Genomic DNA, 18,633 nt, shown 5'->3' on the forward strand with positions numbered 1-18,633 from the left:
CGTCCCGATAGATTCTGTGTTGATTTCCTAATAAAACTAAATTTTATTTTCATCGGGAAGCCTTTTCTATGTTTAATATTCTTAATTTTGTCGTCTAAGTCGGTCTTAGAGCCAGACTGTATAGCGTGTTTATGCCTTTTGTGCTAGCACGCTATTTTTTTTTTAATTCATACCCCTTGTCATATACTGTTTTGTTTTTATAAATAACATATATCAGTTCCAATAATTTTCTCTGTACAGACACGCATGCTTTCATTTTAATTCCGTGTTTTGCTACTATTCTTGCGTATTGATCTCGAAAGTTATCATTCCATTTTATCGTGCTAAGTGCCGGTAAATGTAAAGCACTTCTCAAATATCGATTTCCTTTCTTCGATATTTTCGGTTTGCCTTTTACAGACGTTCCTGACTGTTTTTCAACCACATCCAATCCTGCGTAACTGGTCAATTGTTTTTTACTTCGTATCAGCTCAAATCCGTTAGTTTCACCAATAACAGTTGCCGCTGTCAATATTGAAACACCTGGAATTGTACAAATATTAGTAATATCAATCGTAAGCTCCTTATGTTCTTTTACAATACTTTTAATCTCATTTTTAATTTCTTTTTCAAGTGTATTCAGAAAATATATTCTTTTTTTCAACCGTTCAATAGTAGAAAAATGAGGTATTGCTTCGGTTTCTTCTGCATGTAATTGGTTTTTTACGATTGTTCTCTCGTCTGTAATTTGACGACGTTCACGTGTAAGTTGCTTTAGTACTCTATGTATATCTTTTGGTTTTTTCCAATTCTCTAATTTTCTTTCCAATCCGAATCTAGCGATTGCCTCTGAACACGTTTTGTCTGTAATTGTTTTGATGTCTAATGTTCTCATATAATTACTGATTTTATTAGGCAACACAATACTCAAATCCTCTTGTTTTTCATCGAGATAATAGGCAAACTTTTGGTGATAAACACCTGTGGCTTCCATAACATAAAGTACTTTTATTTCTTTGTCTGTTAGCTTACTTACCCATTCTGAAAGTTTTAAAAATCCATTTTCGGTATTTTTAAAAACATTATAGGCGTATAATTCGATTTTCAGATCCTCATACAGCCTCCCTAATGTGACCACTAATTCTTTTTGAGCTACATCAATTCCTAATACCTGTTTTAAAAGTTTCATAACTTCTTAATTTTAAATATAATATTATAAAGTGATGAATCTTCCTTCGTCTTTTCTCCTGGTTGGATATTCTGGATAATACGACTTGCGTAGTTCCTTACATTCTGTTCAGACTCTAAAAGATAAAAAGAATGAGGCATTATCTATCGGACAATATACTTCTGGAGTTATTTAGCCATCGGTATGCTCTCATCCTTTTCACTTCATTATATCCAAATATACATCTTCGAGATCAAATTATTTTTACAACGCAAACATAGGAGCTATCGGGATTGATTTTAGATTTTCTTAAAATCAAAATTTGTTTTTTTATGTTTATTAATTTAAAAAACATATTTTTGTTTTTATGCAATGGTTAAATCCGTTTTTTTAAAACCGAAATCTATTATCGCTATTTAGCAATCAAAAATCAAAATGCTTTCAAAGAAAACAAAATACGGAATTAAAGCCTTGACTTTTTTGGCGCGCCAGGAAGATCAAACTCCTGTGGCTATTGCTGACATTGCAATGTCTCAAAATATTTCGATAAAATTTTTAGAAAGTATCTTGTTACTTTTGCGTCATTCAGGTTTTTTAGGTGCTAAAAAAGGGAAAGGCGGTGGTTATTATTTAATCAAAGAACCTAAGGATATTAATATGGCAAAGGTGTACCGCATTCTGGAAGGGCCTATTGCGCTATTACCTTGTGCCAGTCATAATTTCTACGAGCCATGCGATGATTGTACCGACGAAGCAACTTGTGCGGTAAGAAGGCTGATGACCGAAGTACGTGATAATACACTGATGATTTTAGAAAATAATAGTCTGGCAGATATTGCTTTCTAGATGGAATAGCTATAAAAAAGAGCGGATTTCTTTGTATTGAGAAATCCGCTCTTTTTTTATGATTGTATGGAATTTTAGAAAACCAGTTTGTATCCCACAAAAAATAACATTACTGCAATGGCATTTCTAAGTAATAAGTCGGGAACTTTTCCGCTTAACATACTTCCGATGAAAATTCCCGGAAGTGACCCCATTAATAATTGACTTAGTAAAGTAAGGTCTAAATTTCCCATCGAAGCATGTCCCAGTCCGGCAACAAGAGTTAAGGGTACGGCGTGAGCAATTTCAGTTCCTACAAGCCTTGGAGTTGGTAAAAGTGGATATAAGAAAAATAAAGTTACTGTTCCTAAAGCTCCTGCTCCAATAGAGGTAAGTGTTACTGTTGAGCCCAGTAAAACTCCGATGGCAATAGTTAAAAGATTTTGGGTTCTGCTTTGACTGTGAAATTTATCGCCGGCATGTTTTTGCGAAAGAACTAAAAGTTTCTTTTTAAATAAAACAGCAACAGAAGTAAAAAGTAAAGCCCAGCCTAAACTAAATTTAATGATAGTGTTGATTTGTGAAATGTCTGTCTTTACGCTTTCAAGAATCCATAAAGTAAGGAAGGCGGCTGGTACACTTCCCAGTGAAAGCCATCCTGTAATTTGCCAGTTGATGTTGTTTTTTTTATGATGTACAAAAACACCACCTATTTTTGTAAATGCTGCGTACAGTAAATCAGTTCCGACGGCCGTTGTGGGTGAAATACCAAACCATAATAAAATGGGAGTCATTAAGGAACCTCCGCCTACACCTGTCATTCCAACAATAAAACCTACTACTAATCCGGCGATTACAAAACCTATTTCAATATCCATGATAAAATTTATATGATGCAAAAGTACAATTATTTTATAATAATCCTATGGATTTAGTAGAATTTATAAAAAATTATTAAGAAAAAATATTTTTGGCTTCGGGTTGAAATAGGTTTTACTGATTTTACGGGTCTTCTTTTAATGTGATTTAATTTTGTTAGAGTTGTTTTTAAGGTCTCCGTGGTTTTCCTTTTGGGGTAAATTTATTATTTACTCTTTTGTGTTGGTATGTAGTGTTTTATGTTTTAGAATCCTGATTTTTGGCTTGCGAAAAAAATCAAAATAAGTTTTGTAATTTGAAAAAATGTATTACTTTTGCGGAGTAATCTACTAAACCGATAGGGTAATAAGTTTTATTAAAAAGAAAGAGAAGCGATGAGCGAAGATGTAGTTAAAATATTGACAGAAAAAACAAAAGACTTTTCAATAGAAGAGACTTTGGTTTTTTTGGCAAACGAATATAAAGATAAGGTGGTTTTTTCAACCTCTTTTGGTCAGGAAGATCAGGTAATTACTGATTTGATTGAAAAAAGCGGGGCTGCTGTAAAGATCTTTACTTTAGATACAGGACGTTTGTTTCAGGAGACTTATGATGTTTTTCACAGAACACAAAAAAAATACAAAACACCTATAAAAGTGTATTTTCCTGAGGCAAAAGCGGTAGAGGAATTGCTGGAGAAAAAAGGTCCTAATAGTTTCTTTGAATCTGTAGAAAACAGAAAGGAATGTTGTTTTATCCGTAAAGTAGTGCCTTTGAAAAAAGCTTTGGCTGGTAACAAAATGTGGATAACAGGTTTGAGAGCCGAGCAATCGGAAAACAGAAGTAATTTGCATTTGTTCGAATATGATGCTAATTTTGAAATCTTAAAATTCAATCCGTTATTAAAATGGACATTAGAGGAAGTTCAAAAATATATTGATGACCATAATGTTCCTCAAAACAGTTTGCATAAAAAAGGTTTTGTAAGTATCGGTTGTGCGCCATGTACCAGAGCTATCGTAGAAGGAGAAGATATCAGAGCCGGAAGATGGTATTGGGAACAAAGTCACAAAGAATGCGGGTTACACCAAAAATAGAAGTTTAATCGTTTGTGTGTTTAATCGTTTAAAATCAAATGCGAATAAACAAATAAACAAATTACCAAATAAACATAATGATAAGTTCAGTTTTAAAAACAAATGCTTTAGAAAGTGAAGCAATTTACATATTTAGAGAAGTAGTTTCTCAATTTGAGAAGCCGGTGTTGCTTTTTTCAGGAGGAAAAGATTCGATTACTTTGGTGAGATTGGCACAAAAAGCCTTTTTCCCTGCAAAAATTCCTTTTCCATTGTTGCACGTAGATACAGGACACAACTTCCCTGAAACTATTGCTTTTAGAGATAAATTAGTTGAAGAATTAGGATTAGAATTAATCGTTCGTAATGTTCAGGATGCTATCGATCAAGGTAAAGTAGTAGAAGAAACTGGGCGTTACGCCAGTAGAAACAGTTTGCAAACTACAACACTTTTAGATGCTATCGAAGAATTTAAATTTGATGCCTGTATTGGTGGAGCGCGTCGTGATGAGGAAAAAGCTAGAGCTAAAGAGCGTATTTTCTCGGTTCGTGATGATTTTGGTCAATGGGATGAGAAAAATCAACGTCCGGAGTTATTTGATTTGTTAAACGGAAAAATTGAATTGGGGCAAAACGTTCGTGTATTCCCAATTTCTAACTGGACAGAATTAGACGTTTGGAGTTATATCGAGCAGGAGCAAATTGAAATTCCTTCTATTTATTTCTCTCACAAACGTAAAGTATTTGTAAGAGACGGAATGATTTGGTCTCACTCACCATTCGTTTATCAGGATGAAGATGAAGTGGTAGAAGAAAGAGTGGTTCGTTTTAGAACTGTAGGAGATATGAGTTGTACTGCTGCTGTTGAATCTTATGCAGGAACTATCGCAGAGGTTGTTGGGGAAATCAGACAATCTACTATTTCTGAGCGTGGAGCACGTATTGATGACAAACGTTCAGAAGCAGCGATGGAGAAAAGAAAGCAACAAGGATACTTTTAATAAGTTAGAAGTTAGAAGTTAAGAGTTAGAAGTTAGAAGAATCAAAAAAATATACAGATTTAAGTTTTCAAATAACCTGAAACTTTAAACCTGAAACAAAAAAGTAAGATGGAAGTTTTAAAAATAGCAACAGCAGGAAGTGTAGATGACGGGAAGAGTACGTTAATCGGAAGATTATTATACGATACACAATCGTTAACAACGGATAAATTAGAAGCAATCGAAAGAAGCAGTAAGCAAAAAGGATATGATTATTTAGATTTTTCTTTGGCAACTGACGGATTAGTTGCCGAGAGAGAGCAAGGAATTACTATCGATGTAGCGCATATTTATTTTTCTACAGCTAAGAAAAGTTATATTATCGCCGATACTCCGGGGCACGTAGAATATACGCGTAACATGGTTACAGGAGCTTCAACTTCTCAGGTGTCTATTATTTTGATTGATGCCCGTAAAGGAGTAATTGAGCAAACCTATCGTCACTTTTTTATCAATAATTTATTGAGAGTAAAAGATGTGATTGTTGCGGTAAACAAAATGGATTTAGTGGACTATTCAGAAGAAGTGTTCAACAAAATCAAAGCCGACTTCCAGGCATTGAATGCAAAAAGTGATTATAAAGAGCAAAACGTTAGCTATATTCCTTTAAGTGCTTTAACAGGAGATAACGTGGTGGATTCATTAGGGAAAATGCCTTGGTACACTGGACAAACTATTTTGCAACACTTAGAAGCTTTAGAATCAAAAGATATTTATGATACCGGAAAAACTCGTTTCCCTGTTCAAACGGTTATTCGTCCTAAAACGGAAGAATACCATGACTTTAGAGGTTATGCCGGAAAATTATACGGAAACAATATTAAAGTGGGTGATGCAGTAACTGTTTTGCCTTCTTTGACAGAATCTAAGGTGAGTAACATTCATTTCTTTGATCAACAATTTGATGAAGCAGCTGCTGGTTCTTCAATCATTATCGAATTAGAAAATGATATCAATGTAACTCGTGGTGATATGATTGTAAAATCAAACGAATTGCCAAGAGTAGAGAAAGAAATCACGACAACAGTTTGCTGGATGGACAGCAAAAAATTAGTTCCCGGAACTAAATATTTGGTACAACATAATACAAATAGAGTGTTGGCGAAGGTGGACAGTATCAATAATGTAATTGCTACTGATTATTCAGGAACTACTCCGGCTTCACAATTAGCTATTAATGAAATTGGAGAAGTAAGTATTAAATTAAGCAAAGCTTTGTATTTTGATGCTTATGATGTAAACAAATCAAACGGAGCTTTTATCTTAATTGATCCAACAACTAATACAACTGCAGGAGTAGGGTTTATTAGATAATTTTAGCAGGTAAAATTAATAACCATGCGCTGAAGGTATGAGCAGTAAATGGTAAAAGAAAAAGAAATGGAAAGTTTTAGAACAGAAATAGAAAATCCGATTGTCCAAAAAGAGATTATCGATTTAGAGAAAAAAATTCACGCCTTCCGAGGAGGAAAAATAGATGACGAGCGTTTTCGTAGTCTTCGTCTGGCTCGTGGTATTTACGGGCAACGTCAGGAAGGTGTACAAATGATTCGTATCAAATTGCCTTACGGAAAAGTTACCAGTGAGCAATTAAGAAGAATTACGGATGTTTCAGAAAAATATTCTACAGGTCGTTTACATATTACTACACGTCAGGATATTCAAATTCACTACGTGAGTTTAGACAGAACTCCTGAACTTTGGGCTGATTTGGCTAAAGATGATATTACTTTAAGAGAGGCTTGTGGAAACACCGTTCGTAATATTACAGGAAGTGAATTAGCAGGCGTAGATGTTGATGAACCATTTGATGTGACTCCTTATGCGCACGCTTTGTTCCAATATTTATTGCGTAACCCTATCTGTCAGGAAATGGGACGTAAATTCAAAATTTCGTTCTCTTCTTCAGAGAAAGATTCTGCTTTGAGTTATTTACACGATTTAGGATTTATTCCTAAAATTGTTGACGGACAAAAAGGGTTCAAAGTAATGTTAGGTGGAGGATTAGGTTCTCAGCCTTCTCACGCTGAATTACTTTCTGAGTTCGTTCCGGTGAATCAAATTATCCCAACTGCTGAAGGTGTAATTCGTATTTTTGATCGTTATGGTGAAAGAGCAAAACGATTAAAAGCGCGTTTGAAATTCTTAATCAAAGATTTAGGTCGTGACGAATTTTTACGTTTGGTAGAAGAAGAGAAAAAAGCTTTGCCTTTCCATTCTTACGAAATTGATACGACTGCTTTCGAAGGACCAATTACTGAGCCTTTATTAGAAGTGCCAACAGTAACTATCGAAGATGTTGCAGCTTATGAAGCCTGGAAAAAATCGAATGTGATTGCTCAAAAACAAGCTGGTTATGTGGCGATAGGTGTAAAAATACTTTTAGGTGATTTTTACATTGATAAAGCAAGATTATTAGCTGATTTGATTAAAAACTACGGAGCTAATGAATTGCGTTTTTCATTACGTCAAAATATTGTAATCCGTAATATTAAAGAAGAAAATTTACCATTCTTCTATCAGGAATTAGCCAAATTAGATATGGTTTCTTTAGGTTACAATACTATTGGTGATATTACAGCTTGTCCGGGTACAGATACTTGTAATTTGGGTATCGCCAGTAGCACGGGTATCGCTGATGAGTTAGAAAGAGTGTTGAAAACAGAATATCCACAATACCTTAATAATACTGACATCGCTATCAAAATTAGTGGGTGTATGAATGCCTGTGGACAACATAATATGGCTGAAATTGGTTTCCAGGGAATGTCAATCAATTCAGGGAAATTAGTAGCGCCGGCTTTACAAGTGTTGTTAGGCGGAGGAAATTTAGAAAACGGAAACGGTCGTTTTGCCGATAAAGTAATCAAAATTCCTAGCCGTCGTGGTCCTGAAGCTTTGCGTTTAATCTTAAATGATTTTGAAGCCAATGCTAACGGAGCTAAATTCTTAGATTATTATGATGCCAAAGGAGAAAAATATTTCTACGAATTCTTGAAACCTTTAGCAGATGTAACCAATCTTACCGAAGCTGATTTTGTGGATTGGGGTAATGCCGACAACTATGTAAAAGCTGTTGGTGTTGGAGAATGTGCCGGAGTAGTAATCGACTTAGTAGCTACTTTGTTATTCGAAGCTAAAGAAAAAATCGATTTTGCTAACGAAGCTTTCAACGAGCAAAAATGGGCAGATGCTATTTATTTGGCTTATGCCGGATTTGTAAACGGAGCTAAAGCTTTATTGTTGGCAGAAAAACAAAAAACAAATACGCATGCCGGAATCGTAGATTCTTTTGATAGCGTTTTTGTTGAATCAAATAAAATTGAATTGGGAACTACTTTCAGAGAATTAGTGTACCAAATCAATAAAAATGAGCCAACAGAAGCCTTTGCAAAACAATACATTCAAAGTGCCGCTTCGTTTTTTGAAGCTATTGAAGCTTACCGTGCTGAAGATTTAGCCAAAGCATAATCCTGAAAAATCATGAGCGAGAAAACAGATAACAATCAGGCCGATTTACAATCTCAGGAGCAGGAACGCAACGAGTTGTATCCGATATTTTTGAAACTGCATAACCTAAGCGTGCTGATAGTAGGCGGCGGAAATGTGGGTTTAGAAAAGTTATCTTTTTTGCTTAAATCGAGTCCTAATGCAAAGGTCGAAGTGGTAGCTCCAACGTTTATTTCTGAATTGGTTTCTCTTGCCGAAGCACATCCTAGGGTCAGGCTTACCGAGAAAAAGTTCAGGAAAAGAATGCTCAAAAAGCGCCATATGGTCATTGCCTGTACCAATGATTTAAAGGTCAATAAACGCGTCTATACATTGTCGCGTAAAAGATATTTAATTTGCAATATTGCCGATACCCCTGATTTATGTGATTATTATTTAGGAGGTATTGTAACCAAAGGAAATGTAAAAATTGCCATCTCAACTAATGGAAAATCGCCTACAACGGCCAAGCGTTTGAGAGAGTTTTTTGAAGAAGTAATTCCGGAGGACATCAATGAAATGGTGCAAAATCTCAACGAATATCGAAAAACCTTAAAAGGTGATTTTGAAGACAAGGTTCAAAAAATGAATGAAATCACCGCTAGTTTAAAAAAATAAATAAAAAAAGATAATTTCTTAGAAACTAATGATTATTGTCATTTATTAGGTCTAATAAAATTCGTTTCTTTGTTGTTATCGAGAATGATTATAAATAATTTGAAAAATGATTGAAACAGATATCCTTATAATAGGAGCCGGTCCAACTGGTTTATTTGCCGTTTTTGAAGCAGGATTATTGAAATTAAAATGTCATATCCTGGATGCTTTGCCACAACCCGGAGGTCAGTTGGCTGAGTTGTATCCTAAAAAACCAATCTATGATATTCCTGGATTTCCAGAGGTTTTAGCAGGAGATTTAGTAGATAACTTAATGGAACAAATTAAGCAGTTTGAACCAGGTTTTACTTTGGGAGAACGTGCTGAAACTATTGTTAAACAAGAAGACGGTTCGTTTATCGTAACTTCAAATGAAGGTACTGAATTCCATGCCAAAGTAATTGCTATTGCGGGTGGTTTAGGAAGTTTTGAGCCTCGTAAACCGTTAATCGAGGATATCGAATTCTACGAAAATAAAGGAGTAAAATACTTTATCAAGAATCCGGAAGAATTCAGAGACAAACGTGTGGTTATCGCCGGAGGAGGAGATTCAGCTTTAGATTGGAGTATTTTCTTAGCTGATGTAGCTTCAGAAGTAACTTTAGTACACCGTCGTAATGAATTCCGTGGGGCTTTGGATTCTGTTGAAAAAGTTCAGGAATTAAAAGATAAAGGTAAAATTCACTTGATTACTCCTGCTGAGGTAGTAGGAATCAACGGGGCAGAGCACGTAGAATCAGTAGATTTAGATGAAAACGGAGCACACCGTAACATTCCATGTGATTATTTTATTCCGCTTTTCGGATTGACTCCTAAATTAGGACCTATCGGAAACTGGGGATTAGAAATCGAGAAAAACGCCATCAAAGTAAACAATGCTTTGGATTATCAAACGAATATTCCTGGAATCTTCGCTATCGGAGATATCAATACCTATCCGGGGAAATTGAAGTTAATCCTTTGTGGTTTCCACGAAGCAACTTTGATGTGTCAGGCAGCTTACCAAATCGTTAACCCTGGAAAACGTTATGTATTGAAATATACTACCGTATCAGGAGTTGACGGATTTGACGGAACTCGTAAAGAAGCACCAAAAGCGGTTGTAAAAGCGATAAACTAAGATAAAAGTTATTAAGTTGCTGAGGTTCTGAGTTTCTAAGTTAGAAATTCAGAACCTTTTTTACTTAGAATCTCAGCTACTTAGTCCCGAAATTTCGGGATAGCAACTTAAAAAAAACACTTGCAAGTGGTAAGGCTATTGCTTTACTTTGCATTTCCAAATTTGGAAAATAATTAGGAGCGAAACATAAGGATTTTTCAGTAAAGATGGATTCCTGCTGTTCGCTACTATCTATTGTATTCGCTTGTCGCAATACAATAGGATAATCGCTTCCATCAGGGCTAAAGAGCTAACAGAAGTGATTTTAAGGAAATAGATAAAAAACAAAGCTTAGTGCCTTAGAGCCTTTGCGGCAAAAAAATAAGTTATGCCAAGCATTCAGGAAGAAATCAAAAAAAGAATACTCGTTCTCGACGGAGCAATGGGAACCATGTTGCAACGCTACAATTTTTCGGAAGAAGATTTTAGAGGCGAGCGCTTCAAGGATTTTCCACATCCTTTAAAAGGAAACAACGATTTATTGTCGCTGACCCAACCTAAAGCCATCGCAGAGGTTCACGCTGCTTATTTTGAAGCAGGCGCCGATATTGTGGAAACCAATACGTTCTCCGGAACAACAATTGGTATGGCCGATTATCACATGGAGGATTTGGTTTATGAGTTGAACTACGAATCGGCAAAAATTGCCCGCCAGGTAGCTGACGAATTCACTGCTAAGAATCCTGAAAAACCACGTTTTGTAGCAGGTTCTATCGGACCAACAAACCGTACAGCATCGATGTCGCCAGATGTGAATGACCCGGGATACAGAGCCGTAACTTTTGATGATTTGCGTATTGCTTACAAACAACAAGTTGAAGCTTTGATGGATGGAGGATGCGACTTGTTATTGGTAGAAACGATTTTTGATACTTTAAATGCCAAAGCAGCTCTTTTTGCTATCGAAGAAGTAAAAGAAGAACGAGGGATTGATATTCCAATCATGGTTTCAGGAACGATTACCGATGCTTCAGGAAGAACACTTTCCGGACAAACGGTGGAAGCTTTTCTGATTTCAGTATCCCATATTCCGTTGTTGAGTGTTGGTTTCAATTGCGCTTTAGGAGCCGATTTGTTGAAACCTTATTTACAAACCTTGTCTTCACATACATCTTTTAACGTTTCAGCACATCCTAATGCAGGATTGCCAAATGCTTTTGGTGAATATGATGAAACACCACAGGAAATGCAGGCACAAATTAAGAGTTATCTGGATGATAATTTAGTGAATATTATTGGAGGATGTTGTGGTACAACGCCAGATCATATCCGATTAATTGCAGATATCGCTAAGGATTATAAACCAAGGGTTTCGACGGCGAGTTTGTAATTTTTTCAATTTAGAATCTTTTGATGAAGAATATTTAATAATTACTTTTTTAATGAATTCTAGTAAGAAATATTTTGAGTTTAATATGATAAAACCAAATTTAATTACAGAGCATTTTTAATTCCATCAATTTTATTTGTATTTTTTTCAGTTGGTTTAGTTGGATTAATTGATGTGTTAATGAAACCAATTAAGGAAAATATTTTAGATGAAATATATCTGCCTGTATTTATGTGTTTAGCATTTGCTTTAGGTTTGTTACATGAATTTAGAAATAAAGTAGTTGAGATTACAATTGTTAAAAATAAAATTGAAAAAAAAAACTTTTTTTAAGTTTAAGGAAATGTTTCGCTTTCAAGATTTTGATGGTTTTCAAATTAGACATTTAAAAGGGAAATATGAAGACTATGAATATTTATATTTAGTAAAAAACAATAAGAAGATTATCATATTATCTCAAACATATCATGATAATTATTATGAAATGAAGAGTATAATAAATGAAAATTTAAAGAATTTAGGTTTAAGTGATTATAATATATTTTTGGAGATAAAAGATATTTTGCTTTTTCGCTAAATTATAAAATAAATCACGCAGATTCAGCTGATTTTAGCAGATAAGAAATTTGCTCTATCTGCTCCCGATAGTTATCGGGACTGCATGAAAAAAATATAAAAGTCAGCTTTGTCTTGGAAGACAAAAAGATGATGTCGATAGTGAGATTGCTTCGTTCCGATAGTTATCGGAACTCGCAATGACTTGGACGAATAAAAATAAAAAAATAAAATGGCAGAAGCAGAAGCAAGAAGAAATTTAGTTTTATCGGGATTAGAACCGTTAATTATTACGCCGGAGAGTGTTTTTGTAAACATAGGTGAGCGTACCAATGTAACAGGTTCCAGAAAATTTCTTCGTTTAATCAAAGAAGAAAAATACGATGAAGCCTTAGATATCGCCAGACAGCAGGTAGAAGGTGGAGCACAAATCATCGATATTAATATGGATGAGGGAATGCTTGATGGTGAATATGCAATGGTGAAATTCTTAAACCTTATTGCTGCCGAACCGGATATTGCCCGTGTACCTATTATGATTGACAGTTCGAAATGGCACATTATTGAAGCCGGATTGAAAGTAGTACAGGGAAAATGTGTGGTAAACTCGATTTCGTTAAAAGAAGGAGAAGAAGCTTTTATTCACCACGCCCAATTAATCAAACGCTATGGAGCGGCGGTAATTGTGATGGCTTTTGACGAAGTAGGTCAGGCTGATAATTACGATCGAAGAGTCGAAATCTGTCAACGTTCGTATGATATTTTGGTAAACAAAGTTCACTTTCCGCCGCAGGATATTATTTTCGATTTGAATATATTTCCAGTTGCGACCGGAATGGAAGAACACCGTTTGAATGCTTTGGATTTCTTCAGAGGAACTAAATGGGTTCGTGAAAATTTACCACATGCACACATCAGTGGAGGAGTGAGTAACGTTTCTTTTTCTTTTAGAGGAAATGATGTGGTGCGTGAAGCGATGCATTCGGTTTTCTTGTATCATGCTATCAAAAACGGAATGACAATGGGAATTGTGAATCCGGAGATGTTGACTATTTATGATGATATTCCAAAAGATTTATTGGAACATGTTGAAGATGTAATTTTGAACAGACGTGATGATGCTACGGAACGTTTATTGGATTTTGCTGAAAGTGTAAAAGGAACGGGTTCTAAAAATACCGAAGCTGAAGTGCAGGAATGGCGTTCAGGAACGGTACAGGAACGAATTACGCATTCATTAGTAAAAGGAATTGACGCTTTTATTGAAGAAGATGTGGAAGAAGCCCGTTTAGCAGCAACAAAACCTATCGAAGTAATCGAAATCAACTTAATGGCGGGGATGAATGTTGTTGGGGATTTATTCGGAAGTGGAAAAATGTTTTTGCCACAGGTGGTAAAATCGGCACGTGTAATGAAAAAAGCCGTGGCTTATTTATTGCCATTTATTGAAGCTTCAAAACAGGCCGGTGATAAAGAAGGAAACGGAAAAATATTAATGGCAACCGTAAAAGGGGACGTGCATGATATTGGAAAAAATATTGTTTCGGTGGTATTGGCTTGTAATAATTACGAAATCATTGACCTTGGGGTGATGGTTCCGCCTGAAAAAATTATTGCTGCAGCTTTAGAACATGAAGTGGATATTATCGGTTTGAGCGGACTGATTACACCTTCGCTGGACGAAATGGTGTTTTTAGCCAAAGAACTGGATAAAAGAAACATGACAATCCCAATAATGATTGGTGGAGCAACTACTTCGCGTGCACATACAGCCGTGAAAATTGCACCACAATACAGGGCTACTGCGATACATGTGAACGATGCTTCGCGAGCAGTAACGGTAGCAGGAAATTTATTGGATCAGAATAAAGAAGCTTATATGAACGGTATTCGACAAGAGTATGATGTTTTTAGAGAGTCATTTTTAAATCGTTCAAGAGATAAAAATTTCTTGTCGATTGAAGATGCCCGTAAAAATAAATTACAATTGGATTGGGCAGATTATGCGCCTAAAAAACCAAATTTTATTGGATCTAAAAGCATGGAAGTAGCTTTGGATGTCTTGGTTCCTTATATTGACTGGACGCCATTTTTTCAAACATGGGAGTTATACGGAAAATATCCGGCTATCTTGACAGATGAGGTAGTAGGAGAACAAGCTTCTTCAGTTTTTGCGGATGCAAAAGCTATGTTAGAAGTAATCTTGAAAGAGAAAAAATTTGTAGCCAAAGGAATCTACGGAATTTATCCGGCGAATCAGGTAAATGATGATGATATCCAATTGTATGATGAAAACGGAAAAGAATTGGAAAAATTCCTGACTTTGCGTCAGCAATCCCAAAAAACTAAAGGAGCACCAAATATTGCTTTGGCGGATTTTATTGCGCCAAAAGACAATGAAGTGATCGATTATATGGGGGCTTTTTGTGTGACAACTGGTTTTGGAGTTGACGAATGGGCTGATGAGTACCGTGATAATTTGGATGATTACAATTCGATTATGGTAAAAGCTCTGGCGGATCGTTTGGCTGAAGCTTTTGCGGAATATTTGCATGAAAAAGTGCGCAAAGAATTTTGGGGTTATGATGCCGAAGAATCTTTGACTAATGAAGAATTAATCAAAGAAAACTATAAAGGAATTCGTCCTGCTCCGGGCTATCCGGCCTGTCCGGATCATTTGGAAAAACCAACGATTTGGAAGCTTTTAAATGTCGAAGAAAAAATCGGAGTAACTTTGACCGAAAGTATGGCAATGTGGCCGGCAGCATCAGTTTCCGGATATTATTTTGCCAATCCGGGTAGTAGGTATTTCGGACTTGGAAAAATAAAAGAAGATCAGGTAGTTGATTACGCCAAACGCAGAAGTATTTCAACTGACCTGGCCTCAAAATGGCTAAGTCCTAATATAGCAGATTAAATTAGTTGCTGGTTGTTCGCGTTTTTAGTTGATAGATTAAAACGGACAACCAGCAACAATCAACTAACAACTACAAATATGGATTATAATAAATTAGAAGTTTGGATTGAAGCAAGAAAACTTGTCAATCTGTTGTATGAATCTTCTAAGTTATTTCCAAAAGAAGAAATGTTTGGTTTAACTAATCAAATGCGGAGAGCTGCTATTTCGATACCCTCAAATATAGCTGAAGGATGTGGAAGGCAAATATCTAAAGATACATTGCAGTTTTTACATATTTCAAGGGGTTCATTATATGAGTTAGAGACTCAATATTATTTAGCTTTAGATCAGCATTATATTGATGTTTATAATTTTAATGTTGCTATAGAACAGATTCAGAATTGAAAAAAATTATTAAACGGATTTATAAATTATTATAAGAGTAAAATTTAGTTAATGATGTGTAGTTGTGGTTTTAACTATCAACAATCAACCATCAACGACCAACTATAAAGAAATGAAAGTAACAGAGCACTTAGAAAAAGCAAAAGGGAAACCTTTATTCTCATTTGAAATTGTCCCGCCACAAAAAGGGAGTAACATTAATGAATTGTATGTAAATATCGATCCGTTGATGGAGTTTAAACCTCCTTTTATAGATGTAACTACTTCGAGAGAAGAGTATGTGTATATTGAAAAAGACGGACTTTTTGATCGTCGTATTACTCGAATGCGTCCGGGAACAGTTGGGATTTGTGCTTCTATCCAGCATAAATATGGTGTAGATGCTATTCCGCATGTGTTGTGTGGAGGGTTTACTAAGGAAGAAACAGAATATTTATTGGTGGATTGTCATTATTTAGGTATTGATAATTTAGTTGCTTTACGTGGAGACCCAATGAAAGGGGAGAAATATTTTGAGCCAACTGTGGGCGGAAATCATTACGCAGTGGATTTGGTTAGACAAATCAAAGCGATGAATGCTGGAAAGTTTTTGCATGGTGAATTGCCTATTGCTAATGCACCTGATTTTTGTGTGGGTGTGGCGGGATACCCTGAAAAACATATTGAAGCACCTAGTTTAGAAGCTGATTTGAAAAGATTGAAAGAAAAAGTAGATGCAGGTGCTGATTATATTGTAACCCAGATGTTTTTTGACAATCAGCGTTATTTTAAATTTGTGGAAGCGGCTCGTACTATAGGGATTAATGTGCCAATTATCCCAGGTATTAAACCTGTTGCGGTGAAACGCCATTTGCAATTGTTACCACAGGTTTTTTGGCTGGATATGCCACAGGAATTAATTCATGCTATTGAAAACGCTAAAGATAATGCTGCTGTTCGTCAGATAGGTGTAGAGTTCGCAATACAGCAATCGAAAGAGCTGATTGAATTTGGAGTGCCTTGTGTGCATTATTATTCGATGGGAAAATCAGATAATATTTATCAGATTGCCAGTCAGGTTTTTTAGTTTTTCTAAAATAATAAACTGAAAAAGCATCGTTCTTAGTAGGAGCGATGCTTTTTTGTTGCTGTAAACTGAATACTAAATTCTGAATTCTGAATACTTATTTAGTAATTTCTCTAAATACTGCTTCCAGATTTTTATTCTTTTGATTCAGTTGAAGAGTTCTTAATCCGTTTTCATTGGCAAAATCAAAAACTGCCGGGCGCATATCTTTGTCGGTTTTAAAAACCAGTTCCCAGGTCATGTCGTGAATGTTTTTGAAAGAAATTAAGTTTTCAATTTTAGCAATAAGCTGTTCTTCGATTTTATAATCAAATTCAACCTCAATAACTTGTTCATTTTGTTCACTTACGAGGTTGTCTAATTTTTTATCGGTAACAATTTTTCCTTTGTTGATGATAATGACACGATCGCAAATGGCTTCAACCTCCTGCATGATGTGTGTAGAAAGAAAAACAGTTTTGTGTTTTCCGGCATTTTTAATCAGGTTTCGAATTTCTAAAATCTGATTCGGATCTAAACCTGTTGTAGGTTCGTCTAAAATTAAAACATCGGGATTGTGCAGCAATGCATTAGCCAGTCCTACTCTTTGGCGATAGCCTTTAGAAAGTTTTCCTATTTTTTTATGACTTTCAGGATTTAAACCGGTGAGTTCAATAACTTCATTGATGCGTGATTTAGGAATTTTATATACATCAGCATTAAAGGCGAGGTATTCTCTAACGTACAAATCTAAATATAATGGATTGTGTTCCGGTAAATAGCCAATGGACCGCTGTACAGCTTTGGGGTTTTGGCTTACATCTTCATTGTTAACTGTCGCTGTTCCTTCGTCAGAGGCGAGATAAGTGGTTAATATTTTCATTAAGGTAGATTTTCCGGCTCCGTTTGGACCTAAAAAACCAACGATTTCTCCTTTTTGTATTGAAAATGAAATGTTGTCCAAAGCTTTTTGACTGCCGTAACTTTTGGAAATATTTTTGACCTCTATTGACATATACTTTTATTTGTATGCAAAAGTAAACAGAAAAAGTTTTGCTTTGTTTTTTTTGAAAAAAAACCAGAATATTTTTTTGTATAATTGGAAATTAGTCATATATTTGCCAGCGTTAAAAATAATAGTTCGTAGAGAATAATATTTAATCAAGATGTCAAATAACCGTTTCTATTTTAGCTTTTCTTTTTATTTCTTTAGCGAGAGATAAGGATTGTGCTATGGTAATTTGAAAAATAGATAAAACAAATAAAACTAATATACAATCCTGATGAAAATCAGGATTTTTTTTTGAATAAATGGAAACAAAAATTGCGATACAGGGGATAATAGGTTCTTTTCATCATCAGGTGGCTCAGGAATATTATGGACAAGATGTGGTTGTCGATGAGTGTTTGTCTTTTGAGGAATTAATTGATAGTCTTCTTGCGGGGAAGTCATCTCAGGCGGTAATGGCTATAGAGAATTCTATTGCAGGGCCAATTATTCCTAATTATGCTTTAATTGATAAGAATAATTTGCACATTATTGGGGAACATTATTTGCGAATTCATCAAAATTTAATGGCTCTTGGCGGACAAACTATTGAAGATATAAAAGAAGTGTATTCGCATCCGATGGCTTTGTTGCAATGTATGGATTTTTTAAAGCAATATCCGCATATTAAATTGGTAGAAGATAAAGATACGGCAGAAACCGCCCGAAGAATTCAGCAAAACCAATTAAAAGGTGTAGCAGCCATTGCCAGTAAAGTGGCAGCCGAAATGTACGGATTGGATATTTTGGCACCTGAAATTCAAACGATAAAAAATAACATGACCCGTTTTGTGATTATTAAAAAAGAAAATTCGTTTGTGCCGGAAAATGAGATAAACCGGGCTTCTTTAAAATTTGAATTGGATCATAAAAGAGGAAGTTTGGCTGCGGTTTTGAATGTGATGAGTGATTGTAAAATGAATTTGACCAAAATTCAGTCGTTGCCAAAAATTGAAACGCCTTGGAAATATTCGTTTTTTGTGGATGTCACTTTTGAAAAATATGAAGATTATGCTAAAGCAAAATCATTAGTGTCAATCATGGCAGAATATTTTAAAGTTTTAGGAGAATATCCAAATACGAAACCAGTATAATTTTAA

Annotated in this window: 17 protein-coding genes; 14 read left to right on the plus strand and 3 right to left on the minus strand. The window is 35.2% G+C overall.

From position 1 onward, the window contains the following. Positions 1-151: 151 nt before the first annotated feature. Positions 152-1,168, minus strand: coding sequence for an IS110 family RNA-guided transposase (locus tag H599_RS0115985; protein ID WP_026712830.1), 1,017 nt, complete (start codon positions 1,166-1,168; stop codon positions 152-154). A 414-nt stretch (positions 1,169-1,582) separates the two neighbouring features. On the opposite strand from H599_RS0115985, the gene H599_RS0115990 reads away from it, so the two are divergent. Further along, a complete protein-coding gene (locus H599_RS0115990) occupies positions 1,583-1,993 on the plus strand; it encodes an RrF2 family transcriptional regulator (protein WP_026715049.1) in 411 nt (136 codons plus the stop codon). Between the two features lie 74 nt (positions 1,994-2,067). Here the strand turns inward: H599_RS0115990 and H599_RS0115995 are convergent, their stop codons facing one another. After that, on the minus strand, positions 2,068-2,850 hold the full coding sequence (locus H599_RS0115995) for a sulfite exporter TauE/SafE family protein (RefSeq protein WP_026715050.1): 783 nt from the start codon (positions 2,848-2,850) through the stop codon (positions 2,068-2,070). Positions 2,851-3,225: 375 nt separating this feature from the next. Between H599_RS0115995 and H599_RS0116000 the strand changes: the two genes are divergently transcribed. The 12 genes from H599_RS0116000 (at position 3,226) to metF (ending at position 16,506) form a co-directional block, all read left to right on the plus strand. Further along, a complete protein-coding gene (locus H599_RS0116000; RefSeq protein ID WP_026715051.1) occupies positions 3,226-3,927 on the plus strand; it encodes a phosphoadenylyl-sulfate reductase in 702 nt (233 codons plus the stop codon). Positions 3,928-4,007: 80 nt separating this feature from the next. Further along, the gene (gene cysD, locus H599_RS0116005; protein WP_026715052.1) at positions 4,008-4,907 is read left to right on the plus strand and encodes a sulfate adenylyltransferase subunit CysD; all 900 of its coding nucleotides are present in this window, start codon (positions 4,008-4,010) and stop codon (positions 4,905-4,907) included. Positions 4,908-5,015: 108 nt separating this feature from the next. Then, complete coding sequence (locus tag H599_RS0116010) at positions 5,016-6,260, plus strand: sulfate adenylyltransferase subunit 1 (protein ID WP_026715053.1); 1,245 nt, start codon at positions 5,016-5,018, stop codon at positions 6,258-6,260. 66 nt (positions 6,261-6,326) lie between these two features. Next, a complete protein-coding gene (locus H599_RS0116015; protein ID WP_026715054.1) occupies positions 6,327-8,417 on the plus strand; it encodes a HEPN domain-containing protein in 2,091 nt (696 codons plus the stop codon). A 12-nt stretch (positions 8,418-8,429) separates the two neighbouring features. Further along, positions 8,430-9,053, plus strand: a complete 624-nt coding sequence (locus H599_RS0116020) for a precorrin-2 dehydrogenase/sirohydrochlorin ferrochelatase family protein (protein ID WP_051590776.1) — start codon at positions 8,430-8,432, stop codon at positions 9,051-9,053. Between the two features lie 106 nt (positions 9,054-9,159). Then, on the plus strand, positions 9,160-10,212 hold the full coding sequence (locus tag H599_RS0116025; RefSeq protein WP_026715056.1) for an NAD(P)/FAD-dependent oxidoreductase: 1,053 nt from the start codon (positions 9,160-9,162) through the stop codon (positions 10,210-10,212). Positions 10,213-10,579: 367 nt separating this feature from the next. Further along, positions 10,580-11,581: a homocysteine S-methyltransferase family protein gene (locus H599_RS0116030; protein ID WP_026715057.1), complete on the plus strand. Its 1,002-nt coding sequence runs from the start codon at positions 10,580-10,582 to the stop codon at positions 11,579-11,581. Between the two features lie 180 nt (positions 11,582-11,761). Further along, positions 11,762-11,914, plus strand: coding sequence for a hypothetical protein (locus tag H599_RS20820; RefSeq protein WP_155960805.1), 153 nt, complete (start codon positions 11,762-11,764; stop codon positions 11,912-11,914). Next, positions 11,892-12,158: a hypothetical protein gene (locus H599_RS0116040; protein WP_026715058.1), complete on the plus strand. Its 267-nt coding sequence runs from the start codon at positions 11,892-11,894 to the stop codon at positions 12,156-12,158. Before H599_RS20820 ends, H599_RS0116040 begins: the two co-directional genes overlap by 23 nt. A 210-nt stretch (positions 12,159-12,368) precedes the next feature. Further along, positions 12,369-15,053: a methionine synthase gene (metH, locus tag H599_RS0116045; RefSeq protein ID WP_026715059.1), complete on the plus strand. Its 2,685-nt coding sequence runs from the start codon at positions 12,369-12,371 to the stop codon at positions 15,051-15,053. 78 nt (positions 15,054-15,131) lie between these two features. Next, on the plus strand, positions 15,132-15,440 hold the full coding sequence (locus H599_RS19940; protein ID WP_051590780.1) for a four helix bundle protein: 309 nt from the start codon (positions 15,132-15,134) through the stop codon (positions 15,438-15,440). Between the two features lie 112 nt (positions 15,441-15,552). Further along, positions 15,553-16,506 (plus strand): methylenetetrahydrofolate reductase [NAD(P)H], encoded by a 954-nt coding sequence (metF, locus tag H599_RS0116055; protein ID WP_026715060.1) that lies wholly within the window; start codon positions 15,553-15,555, stop codon positions 16,504-16,506. A gap of 97 nt (positions 16,507-16,603) precedes the next feature. On the opposite strand, the gene gldA is transcribed toward metF, so the two are convergent. Further along, the gene (gldA, locus tag H599_RS0116060) at positions 16,604-17,500 is read right to left on the minus strand and encodes a gliding motility-associated ABC transporter ATP-binding subunit GldA (RefSeq protein WP_026715061.1); all 897 of its coding nucleotides are present in this window, start codon (positions 17,498-17,500) and stop codon (positions 16,604-16,606) included. A 296-nt stretch (positions 17,501-17,796) separates the two neighbouring features. Here gldA and H599_RS0116065 point away from each other — a divergent pair, with 296 nt between their 5' ends. Next, positions 17,797-18,627 (plus strand): prephenate dehydratase, encoded by an 831-nt coding sequence (locus tag H599_RS0116065; protein ID WP_026715062.1) that lies wholly within the window; start codon positions 17,797-17,799, stop codon positions 18,625-18,627. The last annotated feature ends 6 nt before the right edge of the window (positions 18,628-18,633 follow it).

This window comes from Flavobacterium daejeonense DSM 17708 (assembly GCF_000425425.1).
GTDB classification, from domain to species: domain Bacteria; phylum Bacteroidota; class Bacteroidia; order Flavobacteriales; family Flavobacteriaceae; genus Flavobacterium; species Flavobacterium daejeonense.